The organism is Streptomyces smaragdinus (assembly GCF_009604385.1).
Taxonomy (GTDB): Bacteria; Actinomycetota; Actinomycetes; order Streptomycetales; family Streptomycetaceae; genus Streptomyces; species Streptomyces smaragdinus.
On record NZ_WEGJ01000006.1, the window covers coordinates 165,948 to 186,790 of the forward strand.

At 72.8% G+C, this 20,843-nt stretch carries 16 protein-coding genes and 1 tRNA gene; 8 read left to right on the forward strand and 9 right to left on the reverse strand.

Going from position 1 to position 20,843, the window contains the following annotated elements; all coding sequences use genetic code 11:
- The first annotated feature begins 182 nt into the window (after window positions 1-182).
- A complete protein-coding gene (locus SRB5_RS12740) occupies window positions 183-1,766 on the forward strand; it encodes a serine/threonine-protein kinase (RefSeq protein ID WP_323377823.1) in 1,584 nt (527 codons plus the stop codon).
- 4 nt (window positions 1,767-1,770) lie between these two features.
- On the opposite strand, the gene SRB5_RS12745 is transcribed toward SRB5_RS12740, so the two are convergent.
- Window positions 1,771-2,403 (reverse strand): TetR/AcrR family transcriptional regulator, encoded by a 633-nt coding sequence (locus SRB5_RS12745; RefSeq protein ID WP_153451930.1) that lies wholly within the window; start codon window positions 2,401-2,403, stop codon window positions 1,771-1,773.
- A gap of 90 nt (window positions 2,404-2,493) precedes the next feature.
- On the opposite strand from SRB5_RS12745, the gene SRB5_RS12750 reads away from it, so the two are divergent.
- Window positions 2,494-3,597, forward strand: a complete 1,104-nt coding sequence (locus tag SRB5_RS12750) for an oxygenase MpaB family protein (RefSeq protein WP_153451932.1) — start codon at window positions 2,494-2,496, stop codon at window positions 3,595-3,597.
- Between the two features lie 40 nt (window positions 3,598-3,637).
- Here the strand turns inward: SRB5_RS12750 and uvrA are convergent, their stop codons facing one another.
- Window positions 3,638-6,598 (reverse strand): excinuclease ABC subunit UvrA, encoded by a 2,961-nt coding sequence (uvrA, locus tag SRB5_RS12755; protein ID WP_323377825.1) that lies wholly within the window; start codon window positions 6,596-6,598, stop codon window positions 3,638-3,640.
- Window positions 6,599-6,918: 320 nt separating this feature from the next.
- On the opposite strand from uvrA, the gene SRB5_RS12760 reads away from it, so the two are divergent.
- From SRB5_RS12760 to SRB5_RS12770, 3 genes are all read left to right on the forward strand, one after another.
- Window positions 6,919-7,611 (forward strand): maleylpyruvate isomerase family mycothiol-dependent enzyme, encoded by a 693-nt coding sequence (locus SRB5_RS12760; RefSeq protein WP_323377845.1) that lies wholly within the window; start codon window positions 6,919-6,921, stop codon window positions 7,609-7,611.
- A gap of 34 nt (window positions 7,612-7,645) precedes the next feature.
- Window positions 7,646-8,311 (forward strand): MBL fold metallo-hydrolase, encoded by a 666-nt coding sequence (locus SRB5_RS12765; RefSeq protein ID WP_153451933.1) that lies wholly within the window; start codon window positions 7,646-7,648, stop codon window positions 8,309-8,311.
- 83 nt (window positions 8,312-8,394) lie between these two features.
- Complete coding sequence (locus tag SRB5_RS12770) at window positions 8,395-9,438, forward strand: S66 family peptidase (RefSeq protein ID WP_153451935.1); 1,044 nt, start codon at window positions 8,395-8,397, stop codon at window positions 9,436-9,438.
- A 45-nt stretch (window positions 9,439-9,483) separates the two neighbouring features.
- Here SRB5_RS12770 and SRB5_RS12775 read toward each other — a convergent pair whose 3' ends face one another.
- Entirely contained in the window at window positions 9,484-9,783 is a 300-nt protein-coding gene (locus SRB5_RS12775) for a hypothetical protein (protein ID WP_228389994.1), read from the reverse strand.
- Window positions 9,784-9,946: 163 nt separating this feature from the next.
- Between SRB5_RS12775 and SRB5_RS12780 the strand changes: the two genes are divergently transcribed.
- A complete protein-coding gene (locus SRB5_RS12780; RefSeq protein WP_153452042.1) occupies window positions 9,947-11,209 on the forward strand; it encodes an MFS transporter in 1,263 nt (420 codons plus the stop codon).
- Between the two features lie 32 nt (window positions 11,210-11,241).
- Here the strand turns inward: SRB5_RS12780 and SRB5_RS12785 are convergent.
- Window positions 11,242-11,318 (reverse strand) — tRNA-Met (locus SRB5_RS12785).
- Window positions 11,319-11,459: 141 nt separating this feature from the next.
- Between SRB5_RS12785 and SRB5_RS12790 the strand changes: the two genes are divergently transcribed.
- Window positions 11,460-12,071: a TetR/AcrR family transcriptional regulator gene (locus SRB5_RS12790; RefSeq protein ID WP_153451936.1), complete on the forward strand. Its 612-nt coding sequence runs from the start codon at window positions 11,460-11,462 to the stop codon at window positions 12,069-12,071.
- A 375-nt stretch (window positions 12,072-12,446) separates the two neighbouring features.
- Window positions 12,447-12,824 carry a nuclear transport factor 2 family protein gene (locus SRB5_RS12795; RefSeq protein WP_153451938.1) on the forward strand — a complete coding sequence of 126 codons (378 nt, stop codon included), beginning with the start codon at window positions 12,447-12,449 and terminating at the stop codon, window positions 12,822-12,824.
- An 18-nt stretch (window positions 12,825-12,842) separates the two neighbouring features.
- Here SRB5_RS12795 and SRB5_RS12800 read toward each other — a convergent pair whose 3' ends face one another.
- The 5 genes from SRB5_RS12800 to SRB5_RS12820 all read right to left on the reverse strand — a co-directional run bounded on the left by SRB5_RS12800 (window position 12,843) and on the right by SRB5_RS12820 (window position 20,841).
- On the reverse strand, window positions 12,843-13,661 hold the full coding sequence (locus tag SRB5_RS12800; RefSeq protein ID WP_153451940.1) for an SAM-dependent methyltransferase: 819 nt from the start codon (window positions 13,659-13,661) through the stop codon (window positions 12,843-12,845).
- A gap of 94 nt (window positions 13,662-13,755) precedes the next feature.
- Window positions 13,756-15,024 carry an SWIM zinc finger family protein gene (locus tag SRB5_RS12805; protein WP_323377826.1) on the reverse strand — a complete coding sequence of 423 codons (1,269 nt, stop codon included), beginning with the start codon at window positions 15,022-15,024 and terminating at the stop codon, window positions 13,756-13,758.
- Window positions 15,021-17,762 carry a DEAD/DEAH box helicase gene (locus tag SRB5_RS12810; protein WP_323377827.1) on the reverse strand — a complete coding sequence of 914 codons (2,742 nt, stop codon included), beginning with the start codon at window positions 17,760-17,762 and terminating at the stop codon, window positions 15,021-15,023. Before SRB5_RS12810 ends, SRB5_RS12805 begins: the two co-directional genes overlap by 4 nt.
- Window positions 17,763-17,792: 30 nt before the next feature.
- Window positions 17,793-18,746, reverse strand: coding sequence for a TerC/Alx family metal homeostasis membrane protein (locus SRB5_RS12815; protein WP_323377828.1), 954 nt, complete (start codon window positions 18,744-18,746; stop codon window positions 17,793-17,795).
- A gap of 136 nt (window positions 18,747-18,882) precedes the next feature.
- Window positions 18,883-20,841, reverse strand: a complete 1,959-nt coding sequence (locus tag SRB5_RS12820) for a TerD family protein (RefSeq protein WP_153451946.1) — start codon at window positions 20,839-20,841, stop codon at window positions 18,883-18,885.
- Window positions 20,842-20,843: the final 2 nt, after the last annotated feature.

The following is a 20,843-nucleotide window of genomic DNA, read 5'->3' on the forward strand; positions in this document are numbered from 1 at the left end:
TTCTCCTCTGCACACGGTGGTTCGGCGTGTTTGCCGCACGCGGGGCCACAGCGTTCCAGGAGAAAGTGGTCTACACCAGGGGGCGTCGGGAAACTCGTGGGGAAGTTTTCCCCGGGCGTCCACCCCCTCGGTACGCTTCGGGGGCCCGCGGGAGGCGCGGTCGAGCGGCAGGGGAGGCGCCCGTGCGGGCGGAGTGGACGGGGACGGGGGCCGTACGGCCCGGGGAGCTGATCGGTCCGTACACGGTGCTGGACGAGCTGGCCAGCGGCGGGATGGGGCGGGTGTATCTGGCGCGGTCCCCCGGCGGGCGGACGGTCGCCGTGAAGACGCTGCTGGGCACGTCCGACGAGGGCACGGAGGTGGACCGGCGCCGCTTCGCCCGCGAGGTGGCCGTGGCGCGCCGGGTGCGGGGGCTGTACACCGCGGGCGTGGTGGACGCGGACGCCGAGGCGCCGGTCCCGTGGATGGCCACCGAGTACATCCCGGCCCCCTCGCTGCGCGAACTCGTCGCCGCCCACGGCCCGTTACCGGCCGGGCCGATGCAGTGGGTCGCCGCCGGGATGGCCGAGGCGCTGGTCAGCCTGCACGAGGCGGGGCTGGTCCACCGTGACATCAAGCCGTCGAACGTGCTGCTGCCCGAGGACGGCCCCCGGCTGATCGACTTCGGGATCTCGCAGGCCGGCGACCTCACCCGGACCGGGGCGGTGCTGGGCACGATCGCGTTCGCCGCGCCCGAGCAGGTACGGGGCGAGGCGACGACCACCGCGACGGACGTGTTCTCGCTGGGGGCCACGCTCTTCTACCTGGTCGCGGGGCGCAGTCCGTACCGGGACATGGGGACGGGCACGGCGGTCGAACAGCTGGTACGGGCCGCGGAGTGCGACCTCGACCTGACCGGGCTGCCCGCCGCGGCCGACGCCCTGATCCGCCCCTGCCTCGCCGCCTCCCCCGCCGAACGCCCCACGCCGGAGGACCTGCTGGCCCGGGTCGGCCCCGCCCTCGCCGCCCGCCCGGACGCGCACGGCGCCGCCGGCTGGCTGCCGGAGAGCTGGTCGACGGCGATCGTCCGGCACCGCGGGCGCCGGATCGCGGAGGCCGAGGCCGCCAGGCGCCGCATCGACCCCGAGGGCGTCACCGAGCGCACGCCGCCCGCCTACGGCGCTCATCCGGCCTACGGCGCCGGTCCCGGCACCCGCCCGATGCCCGCGCCGGCGGAGCGGCCGGCGCGGGCATCGGGCTTCCGGCTGGTCGCCTCGCTGGTCGCCGGGGGGCTGCTCGTCACGATCGGCGCCGTCTACGCGATCACGTACGACGGTGGCGGCGGTGGTGCGCCCGATCCCGTACGGCAGGACCTGCGCCTGGTCCTGGTGGAGCAGAACGCGGCCGGCAAGTGTGCCAACAAACTGCCGCCGCCCACCTTCGACTCCAAGAACCCGGAGACGTGTTACGCCATCTCCACGCGGGCCGAGGACCGGATGAGCGTCACCCAGCTGAAGGACGTACGGGCCGCGCAGAACGAGCAGGGCACGGACTGGATGGTCCAGATGTCGTTCGAGAAGACCGACGCCCGGCACTTCGCGACCCTCACCGGGAAGGCCGCCGGGCGCGAGTCCCCGAAGAACCAGATCGCCATCATCCTGGGCGACACACTCATCAGCGCCCCCGTGGTCACCGCGGCCATCACCGGCGGCGAGGTGGAGATCAGCGGCAGCTTCACCCGCGACGACGCCGAGAAACTGGCGCGAGACCTCGGCGCCCCGTCCTGAACCCTCAGCGCCGGGCGAGCGCCAGCAGCCCGCGCAGGGCCGCGACGAGGCGCTCCTTGTCGAAGCGGGCGGAGTCGTCCAGGGCGAGCCGGCCGAACTCCTCCGCCGTGACCAGGACCAGGTGCGACAGCACCTCGGCGTCCAGGTCGGGCCCGCCGCGCAGGTCCAGGGCCTGGCGCAGGCCCGCGGCGATATGGCGGCGGACGACGGCACGGGTCTGCTCGAGCTGCTGGTGGACGGCGACCGGGGCGCCGTGGGTGAGGCCGAGGATGGGGCGCCAGACGTACGGGTCCTCGCGCACCTGGTCGATGAGGCGGCTGAAGGCGGCCGTCAGCCAGGCCCCGAGGTCCTCCGGGCCGCCGGCCTCGGCCAGCACCCGCAGCGCCTGCTCGAGGCCACGGTCGCGGGTGCGCCGGAGCAGCGCGTCCATCAGGGCGTCGAGGTCGTCGAACACGCTGTAGACCACGGGCCGGGTGACGCCCGCCTCCTTGGCGATCGCGCCGACGGAGATCCGGTCGTACCCGTCGCGCACGACGATGCGCAGGGCGCAGTCCAGCAGATGTTCGCGGCGCTGCTCGGGGGCGAGCCGGGGCGCGTAGCGGCGTTTGGGCGCGGGGGCGGGAGGGCGGCCGGTCATCGCGTAACAGAGTACTTCCCAAGCAAAGCTACAGTGCTGTAAATTTCGAAGCCGGGGGTGCACCGGATCCGAGGAGAGTGAGGACGGCCGATGGTCGCGTTCAAGACCCGCAAACAGTGGACCGAGCACTTCGAGCCCGCCGAGGACTACGGCTTCTTCGGCCCGGACTCGGTGACCTGGAAGGTGTGGACGTATCCGACATCGCTCATCCTCGGCTTCGTCCGCTCGGTGACGATCGAGCACCTCGACCCCAATCTGACGGCCGCCGTGGTCCAGTCCGGCGGGGTCAAGTACCGTCCGCACACCCGCTACAGCCGGACGATCCGCTACTTCGCGATGATGGTCGTCGGCGCCACCGAGCCCACGGCCCGGGCGGCGGACGTGCTGGTCAAGGTGCACTCCAAGGCGATCGGCGACGACCCGGTGACCGGCAGCACGTATGACGCCAACCGGCCGAGCTCGCAGCTGTGGATCCATATGACGGCGTGGCACTCGATCCTCTACTGCTACGAGAAGTTCGGCCCGGGCAGGCTCCCGGCGCACGAGGAGGAGCGGTACTGGGCGGAGTGCGCGCGGTCCGCGGAACTGCAGACCATCGATCCGGAGGCGGTGCCGCGCACCCGGGCCGAGGTGGCCGCGTACTTCGCGGAATGGCGTCCGCATCTGGCGGCGTCGGAGGCCTGCCAGGACATGGTGGACTTCATCCTCCCGCTCGGCGTGGCCCTCCCGCCGACGCTGGGCCGGGTCCGCCGGACGGCCATGGCGCCGGTGCGGTGGGTGCTGAGCAAGGGTGTGATCTCGACGTACCCGAAGTACGTGCGGCAGATGTTCAACCTGCGCCAGGGGCCGGTCATGGACGCGGTGGCGCGGGTGCTGAACAAGCTGTTCCACGCCGTGACGGCCCGCTCGCTCAATCTGCAGTTCCAGATGCTGTATCTGCTGACCCCGGCAGCCGCCCCGGTGATCGGCCCGGCGCTGCTGGGAATCCCGGCGAAGAACCCGGTCACGATGACGCCCCGCGAGGCGCAGGCGGCGTACGGCTTCGACATCCCCGCCGAGGCGCATCACGACATCCGGGCGCGGCAGCACGCACGGGTCTTCGAGCGGAACGAGAAGCCCAGCGACGAGGGGCTGGTCGAGTCGCAGCAGCACATCGGGAGCATGGACCCGTACGAGTCGGCGCGGGTCGGCTGACCCGCGGGCGGCCGGCGCCCCGCGCGGGGCGCCGGCCGGCTCAGGCGCCGCGCTTGCGGGCCACGGTCTTCTTCGCCACGGTCTTCTTCGCGGCCGTCTTCCTGGCCGCCGCCTTCTTGGCGGGGGCCTTCCGCGCGGTCACCGGCGCCGCGTCCGACACCCGCTCCCCCAGCAGCTCCCGCAGGAACTTGCCGGTGTGCGAGGCCGGTACGGCGGCGACCTGCTCCGGGGTGCCCTCGGCGACCACCAGACCGCCGCCGCTGCCGCCCTCCGGGCCGAGGTCCACGACCCAGTCCGCCGTCTTGATGACGTCCAGGTTGTGCTCGATGACGATGACCGTGTTGCCCTTGTCGACCAGGCCCTCGAGCACGTGGATCAGCTTGCGGATGTCCTCGAAGTGCAGGCCCGTCGTCGGCTCGTCCAGGACGTACACCGTCCGGCCGGTCGACCGCTTCTGCAGCTCGCTGGCCAGCTTGACGCGCTGGGCCTCACCGCCGGACAGCGTCGGCGCGGGCTGCCCGAGCCGGACGTAGCCGAGGCCCACCTCGGTGAGCGTCCGCAGATGCCGGGCGATCGTCGGGACCGCCTCGAAGAAGCCGAGGGCCTCCTCGATCGGCATGTCCAGCACCTCGGCGATGTTCTTGCCCTTGTAGTGGACCTCGAGGGTCTCCCGGTTGTACCGGGCGCCGTGGCAGACCTCGCACGGGACGTAGACGTCCGGCAGGAAGTTCATCTCGATCTTGATCGTGCCGTCACCGGAGCAGTTCTCGCACCGGCCGCCCTTCACGTTGAACGAGAACCGCCCCTGCAGATACCCGCGGACCTTCGCCTCCGTCGTCTCCGCGAACAGCTTGCGGACGTGGTCGAAGACCCCCGTGTACGTGGCCGGGTTGGACCTCGGGGTGCGGCCGATCGGCGACTGGTCGACGTGCACCACCTTGTCCACCAGATCGTCGCCGTCGACGCGGGTGTGCCGGCCGGGGACGCTGCGCGCGCCGTTCAGCTCGCGCGCCAGGTGGGTGTACAGGATGTCGTTGACCAGCGTCGACTTGCCCGATCCTGAGACGCCCGTGACGGCCGTCAGCACGCCGAGCGGGAAGGAGACGTCGATGTCCTGGAGGTTGTTCTCCCGCGCCCCGCGCACCGTCAGATGGCGCCCGGGGTCGAGGGGCCGCCGTACGTCCGGGGTGTCGATCTGCCTGCGGCCGGACAGGTACTGCCCGGTCATCGACTCCTCGTTGGCCAGCAGCTCCTTCAGCGGACCGCTGTGCACCACCTTGCCGCCGTGCTCGCCGGCGCCGGGGCCGATGTCGACGACCCAGTCGGAGGTCTTGATGGTGTCCTCGTCGTGCTCCACCACGATCAGCGTGTTGCCGAGGTCGCGCAGCCGGACCAGGGTCTCGATCAGCCGGTGGTTGTCCCGCTGGTGCAGGCCGATGGACGGCTCGTCCAGCACGTACAGCACGCCGACCAGCCCGGAGCCGATCTGGGTGGCGAGCCGGATGCGCTGGGCCTCGCCGCCGGAGAGGGTGCCGGCCGCGCGGTTCAGCGAGAGATAGTCCAGGCCGACGTCGACCAGGAACCGCAGCCGCTCGTTGACCTCCTTCAGCACCCGCTCGGCGATGGTCTTCTCGCGGGCGCTCAGGCGCATGGCGCCGAGGAAGTCGGCGCAGTCACTGATCGACATCGCCGCGATCTCGGCGATCGACCGGTCCTGCACCGTCACCGCGAGGACGACGGGCTTGAGCCGGGTCCCCTCGCAGGTCGGACAGGGCACCTCGCGCATATAGCCCTCGAACCGCTCCCGGCCCGCGTCGGACTCCGCCTCGCTGTGCCGGCGCTTGACGAAGGGCACCACGCCCTCGAAGGCCGTGGTGTACGAGCGCTCCCGGCCGTACCGGTTGCGGTAGCGCACCTCGATCTTCGTGCGGTGGCCATGGAGCAGCGCCTTCTGCGCGCGCTGCGGCAGCCCGGCCCACGGCACGTCCGTACGGAAGCTCAGCTCCTCGGCGAGGGCGCCGACGATCCGGCCGAAGTACTCCTTGGTGTGGCCGTGCGACCACGGGTGGATGGCGCCCTCGTCCAGCGACTTGTCCGGGTCGGGGATGATCAGCTCGGGGTCGACCTCCATCCGCGTACCGATACCGGTGCAGTCGGGGCAGGCGCCGAACGGCGAGTTGAAGGAGAAGGAGCGCGGCTCCAGCTCCTCGAAGGACAGGTCGTCGTACGGGCAGTACAGATGCTCGGAGAACATCCGCTCCCGCTCCGGGTCGTCCTCGGCGAGGTCGACGAAGTCGAGGATGACCATGCCGCCGGAGAGCCCGAGGGCCGTCTCCACGGAGTCGGTCAGCCGGCGCTTGGCGGAGTCCTTGACGGTGAGGCGGTCGACGACCACCTCGATGGTGTGCTTCTCCTGCTTCTTCAGCTTCGGCGGCTCGCTGAGCTGGATCGTCGCGCCGTCGACCCGGGCCCGGCTGTAGCCCTTGGTCTGCAGGTCGGCGAAGAGGTCGACGAACTCGCCCTTGCGCTCGCGCACCAGCGGCGACAGCACCTGGAACCGGCTGCCCTCGGGCAGCTCCAGCACCCGGTCGACGATCGCCTGCGGCGACTGGCGGGAGATGGGGCGCCGGCACTCGGGGCAGTGCGGCTTGCCGATGCGGGCGAACAGCAGCCGGAGGTAGTCGTAGACCTCGGTGATGGTGCCCACCGTGGAGCGCGGGTTGCGCGAGGTGGACTTCTGGTCGATGGAGACCGCCGGGGACAGGCCCTCGATGAAGTCGACGTCGGGCTTGTCCATCTGGCCGAGGAACTGCCGGGCGTAACTGGAGAGCGACTCCACGTAGCGGCGCTGGCCCTCGGCGAAGATCGTGTCGAACGCGAGGGACGACTTGCCCGAACCGGAGAGGCCGGTGAAGACGATGAGCGAGTCACGGGGCAGGTCGAGCGAGACGTTCCTCAGGTTGTGCTCGCGAGCGCCACGGACGATGAGACGGTCGGCCACGCCGGTCGGCACCTTTCTGGTCGGGCCACACGGAGTGTGTGGGAGGACGGGTCGCGGGCAGCGGACTGCGGGCGCCCCGACCTCAAGCGTATGGGGGAGGACCAAATTGATGTACGAGGTTCCCCGGACGGGAGCTTATAGCACGTGTATTCGATTTGCTGGAGAATCCCGCCGGTGCCCCGGCACAGTTCTCCTGCCCTCGACACGCTAGCCTTCGGGTCTGACAATGCGTCGCCCCGGAGCGAATGCGGAGGTAGCGCAACCGCACCCGACAGCGCGACCGGGCGACGGAACAGCAGCGTTCCCGGAGGCCACCAGTGATCCCCGATATCGCCCGCGACCTCGCACTTCTTCGAGATTCGACCGACCGGCTGGTGACCGCCGCGGCCCGCCTCGACGACGCCGCCCTCGCCGCCCCCAGCCGCCTCCCCGGCTGGACCCGGGGCCATGTCCTGACCCACCTGGCCCGTAACGCCGACGCCCTGGTCAACGTCCTCACCGGCCTCCCCATGTACCCGAGCGCCGAGGCCCGCGACGCCGACATCGAGGCCGGCGCCCCCCGCCCCCTCACCGCGCAGCTCGCCGACCTGCGGGAGACCGCCGGGAAGCTGGACGTCACCTTCGGCTCCCTCACCCCCGACGGCTGGGCGGGCCGCTGCGAGCTCCGCAACGGCGTCACGGACGTCCGGGCCCGCATCCCCTTCCGGCGGCTGCAGGAGACCGAGCTGCACCACGTCGACCTGGACACCGGCTACACCCTGGAGCAGGTACCGATGGAGTTCCTCGGCCAGGAGATCGATTTCCTGACCCGGCGCTTCAGCGGCAACGACACCGTCCCCGCCCTCGCCCTCACCGCCGCCGACGGCCGCACCTGGCGCACCGGCCGCGACGAGGGGGAACCGCTGCGGGTCACCGGCGAGGCGCCCGCGCTGATGGGCTGGCTGGCCGGCCGCACGGCGGGCGGCGGTGTGACGGCGGACGGCGCGGACCTGCCCGTACTGCCCCCGCTGTGATCGCTTCGTCCCCCACCTCTGAGAGACTGATGACATGTCCGAGAAGCAGTACACAGGCAAGGTGACCGTCGGCGGCCCCGCCCAGGTGCACGAACTCGAAGCGCTGATGATCTCCAAGGTCGCGGTCGGCCCGATGAACAACAACGCCTATCTGCTGCGCTGCCGCTACACCGGGGAGCAGCTGCTGATCGACGCCGCGAACGAGGCGCACACCCTGCTCGCCCTCGTCGGCGACGACGGCATCCAGTCCGTCGTCACCACCCACCAGCACGGCGACCACTGGCAGGCCCTCGCCGAGGTCGTCGCCGCGACCGGCGCCCGGACCTACGCCGGCCGCGAGGACACCGGGGGCATCCCGGTCCCCACGGACGTCCCCGTCGACGACGGCGACGTGATCCGCGTCGGCCGCGTCGAGCTCACCGCCCGGCACCTCGTCGGCCACACCCCGGGCTCGATCGCCCTGGTCTACGACGACCCGCACGGCCACCCGCACGTCTTCACCGGCGACTGCCTCTTCCCGGGCGGCGTGGGGAACACGCAGGGCGACGCGGAGCGGTTCGCGTCGCTGATCGCGGACGTGGAGTCCAGGATCTTCGAACCGCTCCCGGACGAGACCTGGGTCTACCCGGGCCACGGCCACGACACGACGCTGGGCGAGGAGCGCCCGCATCTGCGGGAGTGGCACGAGCGGGGCTGGTGACACCGCCGCTCACGCGGGTTCGAGGTTCCCCGCGGCGGCCAATTCGGTGGACCCCCGGGGGATCTTCCGCCTAGCCTCCCGGCATGTCGACTCCCGCGTATCCGCCCAGGCCCGCGCCCGGTGACAAGGTCGCCGTGATCTCTCCCTCGTTCGCCGGGCCGGCGGTGTTCCCGCGGCCGTTCGAGACGGGGCTGGGGCGGCTCGTCGCGGAGTTCGGGCTGCGGCCCGTGGAGTACGCGACGACCCGCGCCCACGCCACGCCCGCCGAGCGAGCGGCGGACGTCAACGCGGCCTTCGCCGACCCCTCCGTGAAGGCCGTCTTCGCCAGCATCGGCGGCGAGGACCAGATCACCGTGCTCCCGTATCTGGACTGCGAGGTGATCCGCGCCAACCCCAAGCCGTTCTTCGGCATGAGCGACAACACGAGCCTGCTGCTGTACCTGTGGAACACGGGCATCGTGGGCTACCACGGCGGTCTGATCATGACCACCTTCGGCCGCCCCCACGGCATCAGCCCGCTCTCCGCCGACTCCGTGCGCGCCGCGCTCTTCGGACCGCGGGAGTACGAGCTGCGCCCCGCGCCCGAGTTCAAGACCGTGGACCAGGACTGGGCGGCGGAGGAGACCTGGCGGACACCCCCGCCGATGGAGCCCGGCACCGGCTGGATCTGGCACCGGCCCGACCGCGTCGTGGAGGGCGTGAGCTGGGGCGGCTGCGTCGAGATCCTCGCCTGGCATCTGATGGCCGACAGCGAGATCCAGGAGGACCCCGCCGCGTACGACGGCTGCGTGCTGTTCCTGGAGACCTCCGAGGAGATGCCGCCCGGCACGGAGATCTACCGCACCCTGCGCAACATGGGCGAGCGCGGCCTCCTCCGGCGCTTCCCCGCGCTGCTCTGGGGCCGCCCGAAGACCTGGGCGTTCGACCGCCGCAACGAGCCCGCCGAGCGGGCGCGTTACGCCACCGAGCAGCGCGAGGCAGTACTGCGGGCGCTGGCCGAGTACGCCCCCGGCACCATGGCCGTCTTCGACGTCGACTTCGGGCACACCGACCCGCAGCTCACGCTGCCGTACGGCGGCCGGATCCGGGTGGACGGCCCGGCGCGGCGGATCTCGGTCACGTACTGAGTCCTACGGGGAGGGGGGCGCCCCTCGAGCCACCCCCTCCCCCGCCTACCGCTCCATCCGTTCACGCAGATCGCAGTTGGAGAAGACGGGCTCACGGCTGCACAGTTCCGTCATCCGGGCGGCGAACTCCTGCACTTCCGGCCGCCCGCTGTTGGCCATCGCCTCCTCGTACGACGGGAACTCCAGGAGCGTCACATAGCGGTCGGGGTTGTCCCGGTCGTGCAGCCACATGACGCGGCTCGGGCCGCCGGGGACGCCCTCCTGCTCCTTGCGGAACCGCTCGCCGAGGGCCTGCACCGCCTCCGGCTGGGTCGTTTCGTAGTCAATGATCTGGATGAACTCCACGGCTGCGCCTCCGCGCCCTGCGGCGCCCGCCGGCCGGACGCCTCCCAGGTCAACGCAACCACCGGCGAACAACCCGGACAAGTGGTGTTTTTCCTACGTACGGTGTCCTGATCGTCCGGCCGTCGTTGGGCGGGGCGTGAACGCCCCCACGCACGCCCCCTCGCTGACCAGGCTGGCCGCGGCCTCGCTCGCCGGGACGGCCGTCGAGTTCTACGACTTCCTCGTCTACGGCACGGCGGCGGCGCTCGTCCTCGGCCCGCTGTTCTTCCCCTCCTTCTCCCCCGTCGCCGGCACCCTCGCCGCGTTCGCCACGTTCGGCGCGGGATTCGTGGCCCGTCCGCTGGGTTCGGTGCTCTTCGGCCATCTGGGTGACCGGTACGGCCGCCGTCCCGTACTCCTGTCGTCGCTGCTGCTCACGGGGCTGGCGACGGTCGGGGTGGGCTGTCTGCCGACGTACGCCTCGATCGGGGCGGCGGCTCCCGCGCTGCTGGTGTCGCTGCGCTTTCTGCAGGGCCTGGGCGTGGGCGGCGAATGGGGCGGGGCGGTGCTGCTGATGGCGGAGCACGCGCCGGCCCGGCGCCGGGGGCTGTGGACGAGCTTCCCGCAGCTGGGCGCCCACGTCGGCTTTCTGCTGGCGAACGGGACGGCGCTGGCGCTGTCCGCCGGGCTGACGGACGCGCAGTTCCGCTCGTGGGGGTGGCGGGTGCCGTTCTGGGCGGCGGGGCTGCTGGCGGCGCTCGGGCTGCTGCTGCGGCGGTCGCTGCCGGAGACACCGGAGTTCATGGGGCTGGAGGAGCGGTCCCGGCTGCCGGTCGCGGAGGTGGCGCGGCGGCACTGGCGCCGGGTGCTGCTGGCGGCAGGGGCGGTGTCGGTGTCGTTCGCCATGTTCTACACGGTCACGACGTGGTCGCTGGCGTACGTGACGGCGGAGCGCGGGATGAGCCGCACCCCGGTCCTGGGTCTGATCATGGCGGCGACGACCCTCTCGTCGGCCGCGGGCCCCGTGGCGGCAGTGCTGGGCGACCGCTTCGGGCGCCGCCCCCTGTGCGTCTGCGGCGTCACGCTGATGGCCCTGTGGGTCGTCCCGATGCTGCGGCTGCTGGAGTCCGCCCGTCCGGCGGCGGTGTTCACCGCGGTCCTGGTGGCGTCCCTGGCCCTGACCCCGACGCTGGCGGTCACGGCGTCCTACCTCCCGGAACTCTTCGCCCCCCGCATCCGCTGCACGGCGGCGGCCGTCTCGTACAACCTCGCCGGCGTCCTGGGCGGCGCGCTCACTCCCCTGGCGGCCACGGCCCTGACCCCGCCGGCGGGCGTCCCGTGGGCGGTGGGGGCTTTTCTGACGGGGGTCGCGGCGCTGAGTCTGACGTGCTTCCTGTATCTGCCGGAGACCCGGCCGGCGCGGGTGGCGGTGCCGGCGACGGCATGAAAACGGCTCCGGACCCGTGGGTCCGGAGCCTCTGGTGGCGGGGGCGGGATTCGAACCCGCGGCCTCGGGGTTATGAGCCCCACGCGCTGCCTAACTGCGCTACCCCGCTGCGTCGTTGCCTCCACGGTAGGCGCCTCCGGGGCGGCGGGGCCACTGGTTTTCTCCGGTATTTCGCTACTCCTGTTGCGTAATTAATCGCACGCTCTACGCTCCTTTACGAAACGACCGTAGCGAAATCCAGGAGGTCCCGGTGGCGGCGGAACGAGGGCGCGGACGGCCCCGCAGCGAGGAGGCGGACGGGCGGATCCTCGAGGCGGCGCTGGCCTTGCTGCTGGAGCGCGGTTACGACCGGTTCTCGGTCGACGAGGTCGCCGCGTCGGCGGGCGTCGCCAAGACCACGCTGTACCGGCGCTGGCCGACCAAGGACCATCTGATCGTCGCGGTCGTCGCACAACTCCAGGACGCGGTGCCGGTGCACTACACGGGCGATGTCCGCGCGGACCTGACGCGCTATCTGAACGAGATCGTCTCCGGCCTCAACCGCATGCGGCTCGCCGGCCGTCCCGCCACGTCCGGCGACACCTCGGCGGGCCTGGTCGCCGAGGTCGCGGCGGCCGCCGCCCGGCACGCCGACGTCGGTGCGGCCGTCCACGCGATGTTCCACCGCCGCAACGCCGTGGCGCTCGCCCTGCTGGAACGTGCCCGCGACGAGGGCGAGCTGCGTCCGGACGTCGAGCCGGAGGTGCTGTTCGACCAGCTCGCGGGCGCACTGTACTACCGGCTGCTCGTGACGGGCCGCCCGCTGGACGCCGCGTACGTCGGCCGTCTGGTCACTGGCGCCCTGCGCGGGGCGTCGGCCTGACACTCCCTGCTATCGAGAGGCTCACCATGCCCCGGACTTCAGCCCCCACTGCTCCGCCGACCTCCGAACCCTCGACCGGCAACGCGCCGGACGCACCCCCGGCCGCGAACTGCGCTGGCTCGGGAAGGTCGGCCCCGGCTGGATCGCGGACGGGGAACACCGGTTCGTCATCGAGCCGCTCGGCCCGGACCGCGTCCGCCTGACCCAGAGCGAACGCTTCACGGGCGTGGCCGTGCCCTTCGTCGGGGGCATGCTGCACGATCAGACCCTCCCGCAGTTCCGGGCGATGAACGAGGCGCTGGCCCGGCGGGCGGAGAACGGCTGACCGCCGTCCGGAGCCGTGGGGTTGTCGGACCCCCGTGAGAGGCTCGTCGGATGGAATCCTCGAAGGTGATCGAAACTCTGTGGGACCGGATTCAGGCACGGGACTGGGCGGGCGTCGGCGAGCTGATCGCGGAGGACGCCGTGGTCGAGTGGCCGATGAGCCTGGAGCGCATCGTCGGGCGGGACAACTTCGTCGCGGTGAACCGCGAGTATCCGCAGGGCTGGTCGATCCGGGTGCTCAAGGTGGTGGCGGAGGGCGACGAGGTCGTCTCCGAGGTCGAGGTGCCGCACGACGAGCTCGGTGTCTTCCGCGCCGCGTCGTTCTGGACCGTCCGTGACGGACGGGTCATACGCGCGACGGAGTACTGGACGAGCCCGGGGGCGGACCCGCGCCCGCAGTGGCGGGCCGCCTTCGCCGAGCCGATGTAGGACGGCGGCCGAGCACCGTCAGGCTCTGCGGGCGACGCCCACGTACGTGGAGCTGTTGAGGTTCCCCCGGTGGGCGTTCGTCCCGTCGGGTTCCGGGTGCCAGTCCTCGGCGAGGACGAGGCCCGGGTCGACGAGGCCGAGGCCGTCGAAGAAGCGCTCGATGCGGTCGCGGGTGCGCAGGGCCGCGTTGTAGCCCCGGGACTTCGCGACCTCCTTGGCCCGGCGGACGTCCTCCTCCGCGTGGAAGTCCGCGGTGACGTGCGACAGCACCAGGTAACTGCCCGGGGAGAGGATCTCCTTGACCCGGTTCACCAGATGGTCGGCGTCGCCCTCGTCGGTGACGAAGTGGAGCAGCGCGATCAGGGAGACGGCCATCGGCCGGTCGAAGTCGAGGGTCTTGGCGGCCTCGTGGAAGACGGTGTCGATCTCCCGCGCGTCGGCCCGTACGAACTCCAGGGCGCCCTCCGCCGTCCCGCGCATCAGGGCGTCGGCGTGAGCCAGCACGATGGGGTCGTTGTCGCAGTAGACGATCCGCGCGTCGGGGGCGACGGACTGGGCGATCTGGTGGAGGTTGGGCTCGGTCGGTATGCCGGTGCCGATGTCCAGGAACTGCCGTACGCCCTGCTCGGCGAGCCACCGGGTGGACCGGTGCATGAAGGCCCGGTTCGCCCGGGCCATCAGGGGGATGCTCGGGTCGAAGGCGAGCATCTGTCTGGCGAGTTCCTCGTCCACCAGATAGTTGTCCTTGCCGCCCAGCATCCAGTCGTACACCCGCGCGGGATGCGGCTTGGTGACATCGATCTCGGGGCGGGCGCCGTTGCCGTCCGATGTGGGCATCCTGAACTCCGTGGTGAGGGCGGTGCGGTGATCAACCGCTCGCCAGCATAAAGGAGTTCGGGGGAATCGGGCAGCGGCTCCGCGGGGGTCCGGGCTACGCCGACGACGCCAGCAGCGCCGTCAGCGCCCCCACCGGGTCCGGGTCCGGGGGGCCCGCGGGCCAGAAGTCGCCCGAGCCCGGGTCCGCCGTGTACGGGTACCAGCGTCTGTCGTGGCCGTAGCGGAGCTGGAGGCCCCGGGGCTCGTCCGTGAGGTGGTTGCGGTGGGGGCGCAGGGGTGGGAGGTCCGCTGCAGTGAAGGCCGGGCGGGCCCGGTCGAAGGGGCCCGCCGGGGGGTCCCAGGGGGTGTCCAGGAGGCGCAGGCCCTCGAGGCCGCCCTGGCGCCAGGCGGCCACCGCGCGGGCGATCTCCGTGGGCGTGCGGCCGGTGGCCGCCGCGAGGCGCGTGTGCAGGGCCCGGCCCGCGCCCGTCAGGCCCGCGGTGGGCAGGCCTGCCGCCAGCCGGATCGCGTCCTCCCACGGCGTCAGCGGGGCGTCGGTCAGGCCCCGGGCGAGGCCCGCGTGCGCCCGGGCCGCCGCGTCCGCCGCGAGGATCTCCAGCGCGGGGGCGTCCACGGCGGAGGGGGCGCCGGGGAGCGCCGGGCCCTGGCCGGGCACCGGGGGCAGGGGCAGCGGCGGGGGCAGGGCCGCCGGGCGCGATGCCGCGAGGACGGCCTCCCGGGCGGGGGTGCCCGTGACGCCGCCCGGCGCCCGCGCCTCCCGCGCGCCCGCGAGGGCGTTGCGCCGGCCGAGGTCGGCGAGGAGCTCCGTCTCCCCGCGCCCCCGGACCAGCAGCAGCACGAACGGATCGGCGTCGAGCAGCCGCGCCGCCTGATAGCACAGCGCCGCCGCGTGCTTGCACGGGTGCCCGTTGTCGGGGCAGGAGCAGTGCGGGTCGAGGTCGCCGGGGCCCGGCAGCAGCCGTACGCCCGCGGTCGCGGCGGATTCGGCGAGGGTCTGCGGCATGTCCCGGTCGAGCAGGGCCGCGAGATGGCCCGCGCGGCCGGCGGCCGTGGCCAGGAAGCGGTCCCACTCCGCGTCGGTGAACGTCCGCAGCCGTACCTCCGCCCGGTACGGCCGGGTCCGGCTGCCCTGGACGGGCGCGGCGATCCGCCCGGGGGTGACGGTGATGTCCAGGACGTGCCCGCCGCGCGCGTACGTACGGCCGCGGCTGAGGCGTCCCGTCTCCAGCGAGGTGTCCTCCAGGGCGTCGATCCACGCCTGCCCCCACCACGATTCGGCGAACGGGGCCCGGCTGCCCTTGCGCGAGAGGAACGGCGGGAAGTCCCGCCGCCGGTCGCCGGCCGCCCGGCCCGTGGCGCTCACGCCGTCCTCCGCAGCGCGACGAGCTCCGCCAGCTCGCCGTCGGTGAGCTCGGTGAGCGCCGACTCGCCGGCCTGGCCGAGGACGGCGTCGGACAGGGCCCGTTTGGCGTGCAGGAGTTCGTCGATGCGGTCCTCCACCGTGCCCTCCGTGATCAGCCGGTGCACCTGGACGGGCTGGGTCTGGCCGATCCGGTACGCGCGGTCGGTGGCCTGCTCCTCGACGGCCGGGTTCCACCAGCGGTCGTAGTGGATCACGTGTCCGGCGCGGGTGAGGTTGAGTCCCGTACCGGCGGCCTTCAGCGACAGCAGGAACACGGGGACCTCCCCGTTCTGGAAGCGGTCCACGAGCTGCTGGCGGCGGTCGACGGGCGTGCCGCCGTGCAGCAGCTGGGAGGCGATGCCCCGGGCGGTGAGGTGCCGTTCGAGGAGGCGGGCCATCGACACATACTGGGTGAAGACCAGCACGGAGCCGTCCTCGGCGAGGATCGTCTCGAGGAGTTCGTCGAGCAGCTCGAGCTTCCCGGAGCGGCCGGCGAGCTGATGGGTGTCCTCCCGCAGGAACTGCGCGGGATGGTTGCAGATCTGCTTGAGCGCCCCGAGCAGCTTCATCACCAGGCCCCGGCGCGCCATGCCCTCCGACTCGGCGATGTCGTCGAGGGCCTCGCGGACGACCGCCTCGTACAGCACGGCCTGTTCCCTGGCGAGGGCGACGGGGTGGTCGGTCTCGGTCTTCGGCGGGAGCTCGGGGACGATGCCGGGGTCGGACTTGCGGCGGCGCAGGACGAACGGGCCGACGAGACGCGAGAGCCGGCGCAGCGCCTCCTCGTCGCCCTCGCTCTCGATGAGGCGGGCGTGGCGGGCGCGGAAGTTCTTCAGTCCGCCGAGGAGGCCGGGGGTGGTCCAGTCGAGGATGGCCCAGAGCTCGGAGAGGTTGTTCTCGACGGGGGTGCCGGTGAGGGCGATCCTGGCGGGGGCGGGGATGGTGCGCAGGGCCTTGGCGGCGGCCGCGTAGGGGTTCTTGACGTGCTGCGCCTCGTCGGCGACGACCAGGGACCAGTCGTGGGCGGCGAGTTCGGGGGCGCTGGCGCGCATGGTGCCGTACGTGGTGAGGACAAAGCCGCCGGTCGCGTCGGTGAGGGAGCGGCCGGGGCCGTGATAGCGGTGGACGGGCAGGCCGGGGGCGAACCGCTCGATCTCGCGCTGCCAGTTGCCCAGGAGGGACGCGGGGCAGACGACGAGGGTGGGCGCGGGAGCGGCGCGGTGGACGTGGAGGGCGATGACGGTGATGGTCTTGCCCAGGCCCATGTCGTCGGCGAGGCAGCCGCCGAGGCCGAGGGAGGTCATCCGGTCGAGCCAGGTGAGGCCGCGCAGCTGGTAGTCGCGCAGCGGCAGGTCGCTGGTCAGCGGCTCGGGCGGGCGGGTGAGGCGATCGCGGAGCTCCGCGAGGGTGCCCTGCGGCTGTACGGCGATCCGCTCGCCGTCGGCCTCGGTCTCGCCGGTGAGCGCGAGGGCGAGGGCATCGACGGGGTCGAGGAGGCCGAGGTTGCGCCGGCGGGCCTTGCGTACGAGGGCGGGGTCGACGACGACCCACTGGTCGCGCAGCCGCACCATGGGCCGGTTGGCCTCGGCGAGGCGGTCCATCTCGTCGTCGGTGAGCGGCACCCCGGAGAGGGAGACCTGCCAGCGGAACTCGAGGAGCTTCGCGGCGTCGAAGAAGCTGACCTCGTTGGACGCGGAGCCGGGCGCGGGGCGGACGACCGCGGTGGCCGTCAGCCCGCGGACCAGGGTCTTCGGCCAGTGCACGGCGATGCCGGCGGCGGCCAGACGCTGGGCGGCGGGGCCCAGGAGGTCGTGCAGCTCGTCGGGCTCGAGCAGCATGGCGTCCGGCACGGGCTTGGCCAGCAGCCGCTCCAGGGGCGGCCAGAGGCGGGCGGCGCGGCGCAGCGCGAGCACGGTGTCGACGCGGGCGCGGGGGCCGAGGATGTCGCCGGCGGCGCCTGTCCACAGCTCGGCGGCGTCGGCGAGGAGGGTGGGGTCGGCGAGGCTGTGCACCTGGACGACGAGGGTGACGGGCCGGGCGTCCGGTTCGTACAGCTCCTCGGCGGCCATGTGCAGCCGCAGGCCGATCCGGACGCCCGCGTCGGCGCCGGCGGCGACCTCGGCGGCCCAGTCGGCGAGCCGGGGCAGGGCGTGCGCCTCGGCCGCGGCGTAGGGCCCGCCGGCCAGCAGCGGGGCGCCGGGGGTGCGGGGCAGGGTGTCGGCGACGGCGTCGAGGAACGCGCGGATCAGGGCCTCGGGGTCGGGCAGCAGGGGTGGTCCGTCGCCCGGCAGGGGTGTCGCACGGCCCTCCCAGGGCAGGGCGGCGGCGACGGCCCGTACGTGCACGAGGTCGTCGGCGTCCAGCGGGCCCGCGCGCCAGGCGTCGGTGCCGTCGGCGGTGAGGCCGGGGAGGAGGCGGCCGCGGGCGGCGAGCTGCAGGGCGTGCAGGGCGGCGGCGCCCCAGGCGGCCGCGGCGGGGTGGGCGGCGCGGTCGGAGCGGGCGGCGGTGAGCAGCGGCAGGGCATCTTCTACGGTGAGCAGCCGGGCGGGGACCGTCTCGCGGCGGACGTCGCCGCCGTCCGGTCGTACGACCTCCAGCTCGCCGTCGGCGTCGGGGAGCGGTCCACTGTCCGGGCACCACAGGGCTATCCGTCCCCGGCGGGGCGGATCTGCGGGGAGGAAGACGGCGGCGCTGACCACGTACAGAAGTCTAGGGCGGGGGTCCGACGCTCAGGACCGGTCGGGGAGCTTCCGGGAGGCCCGCAGGCTGGCGACCGTCGTGACGACCAGGACGCCGCAGATGACGCCGAGGGACACCGGGATGGAGATCTCGGGGACGTGCGCCCCCGATTCGTGCAGGGCGTGGAGGACCAGCTTGACGCCGATGAAGCCGAGGATGACCGACAGTCCGTAGCTGAGGTACACCAGCTTGCGCAGCAGGCCGCCGATGAGGAAGTACAGCTGGCGCAGGCCCATCAGCGCGAAGGCGTTGGCCGTGAACACGATGTACGGGTCCTGGGTCAGGCCGAAGATCGCGGGGATGGAGTCCAGGGCGAACAGGACGTCCGTGGTGCCGATGGTGAGCATCACGATCAGCATGGGCGTCAGCAGCCGCTTGCCGTTCTCCCGGATCAGCAGCCTGGTGCCGTGATAGCGGTCGGCGACCGGGAAGCGGTGCTCGATCGCCTTGATCAGCTTGCTCTCCTCGTACTCCTCGTCGTGCTCCTCGGCGCGGGCCTCCTGGATCAGCTTCCAGGCGGTCCAGATCAGGAAGGCGCCGAAGACGTAGAAGACCCAGGAGAACGACGTGATGATCGCGGCGCCGGCGGCGATGAAGCCGGCCCGCAGCACCAGCGCGATCAGTACGCCGACCATCAGCACGCGCTGCTGATAGATCGTGGGCACGGCGAACTTCGCCATGATGAGGACGAAGACGAAGAGGTTGTCGACGCTCAGCGACTTCTCGGTGATGTAGCCCGCGAAGAACTCCCCGGACGCCTGCCCCTCGCCCGCGAGCAGCAGGCCGAGGCCGAAGAGGACCGCGAGCACGACCCAGACGACCGTCCAGATCCCGGCCTCCCGGGTGGAGACCTCGTGGGGCTTGCGGCCGATGAGGAAGTCGACGGCGATCAGGGCGCAGAGCCCCACCACCGTCGCGGTCCACAGGATCGGCGAGACGTCCACGTCTTCCTCCGGAAGGGTAGGGAGGAGCGCGTCGCCCCAGGTCATCAAACCTTATAGCCTTACCCAAGAAAAGGTAAAGTTTCAGGTAAAGACGCAGGTCGGAGCGTTTTACGATTCCTTGGTACGGAGCCTTCCGTCAGCGCGGCAACGCCCGCCGCGCGGCCGCGACCTGCGCCAGCACCTGGGTGAGCACCTGGCTGCCGGGCGGCACGGTGACCGGCTCGTACGTCCAGGCGTGCCCGATCCACGGGTCCGCCAGATAGTCCTCGGGCACCGGCGTGATCCGCAGCAGCTTGCGCCACATCGGGTCCAGCAGCGGGCCGTACCCGCCGGACTCCTCGCGGTCGGCGACCATCATCAGATGGACGCCCACGGAGGCGCCCTCGTCGGCGAGATACCGCAGCTGGGTGACCGCGCGGTCGTCGAAGCCGTGCGGGAAGTCATGCACGATCAGCAGCTGGTCGGCGGTGTCGATGTCGGGCGGCAGGGAGTCGGCGGCGCCGCTGCGGATCGCCATCTGCACCAGGTCCACCCGCTGCGTCAGCTTGCCCAGCACCGACTGCACGCCCGCGGCGCCCATGGCCGGCATGTCGGCCAGCACCCCGGAGTTCAGCAGCGGCGTGAGCGCGCCGGACGCGGTGCCGGCCGGGTCGATGACGTGCACGGCGAAGTCGCCCGCCGGGTACGAGGCGAGCAGCCGGGCGGCGATCGACACGGCGAGGGAGATGCCCTGGCCGCGGACCTGGTCGGAGTCGGCGAGGCCGAAGGTGTCGCGGGTGCCCGTGTCGACCCACAGGCCGCGCTCCAGCGGCAGCCGGATCAGCATCGGGATCCGCAGCCCGCCGGCCTCCTCCAGGGAGAGGTCGCCCATCCGCAGGGCCATCGGATGCTCGGTGGGCACCTGGTACGCGTGCCAGCAGGGGTTGTCCCAGCGGGCGTACGGGGGCGGCAGCGCCGGCTCGACGACGTCCGCCTCGGCCTGGAGCTGGGCGATGTCGCGGTCGAGGGTGGCGCGGGCCTGGTCGACCAGCTGGACGTGCCGGGCGCGGGCCGTCTCGCGGGCGGCGTCGGCGGCGGGGCCGATCCGGGTGCGGGGGTCGGACAGGACGCCCTCGAGCTCCCGCTCCATCCGCGAGTCGGCGAAGTCGACGGCGCTGCGGTACGCGGCGACGGTGCGGGCCAGGTCCTCGAACATGCCCCAGACCTGGTTGTACAGCCGCTCCTCCATGGACCAGCCGGTGGCGTCGCCGGCCACGGGCACCCGGGGCCCGTCGCCCTGCGGCGGGGCGAGGGGCGGCGGCGGGGGGGTCGTGCTGCGGCCGGGGTGGCTGTAGTTGACGCCGGAGCCGGCCGTCGGCGGGGGCTGCGGCGGTGACACGGGCTGGGGCGGGGTGTCGTCGCGGCGGCCGGGGTGGCGGTAGTTGACGCCGGTCGCGGGAGAGGACGGGGAAGGCGGGGGCGTCGGGGAGGCCGGAGCGCCCCCCTGGGCGCCCGGGCGGGCGCCGTTCGACGCGGTCACCGGGGCGGCGCCGACCGCGCGGGCCAGGCCCTCGGCCACGGCGTCGTTGATCCGGGCGGCGAGGTCGGCGGCCTGCGGCAGGCCCTGGTCGGCGAGCATGGCGGCGAGGCCGCCGGCGTAGCCCTGGCCTATCGCCCGGACCTTCCAGGCGCCCTGCCGCTCGTACAGCTCCAGGGCGAACACCGCGGACTCCGAGTCGAGCCCGGTGACGGTGAAGCTGGCGATCTCCGTCCCGTCCAGGGTGGTGATCGCGGCGTGCGGGGCGGCCAGGGCGCCGAAGCGCTCCGGGCCGCCCACTCCGCCGGGCAGCGCCATCAGTACGTTCACCCGGCACACGTCGTCGGGGAGGGCGCCGAGGTCCACCGCGAGCCGGTGCTCGGCGGCGGCCTGCCGGGGCAGCTCCAGACCGGGCAGGACGGGCGCACCGGGGTGCCCCACCCATTCCGGCCGGGGCACCTGGCCCCGCTCGTCGGCGAGCGTGACCCCGGCGATCACCGGATTGCCCGCCGTCAGCCGGATCTCCAGCCGTGCCCCGGGCAGCGGATGGTTCTGCCCATGCACCAGCTCGGCCGTCATTC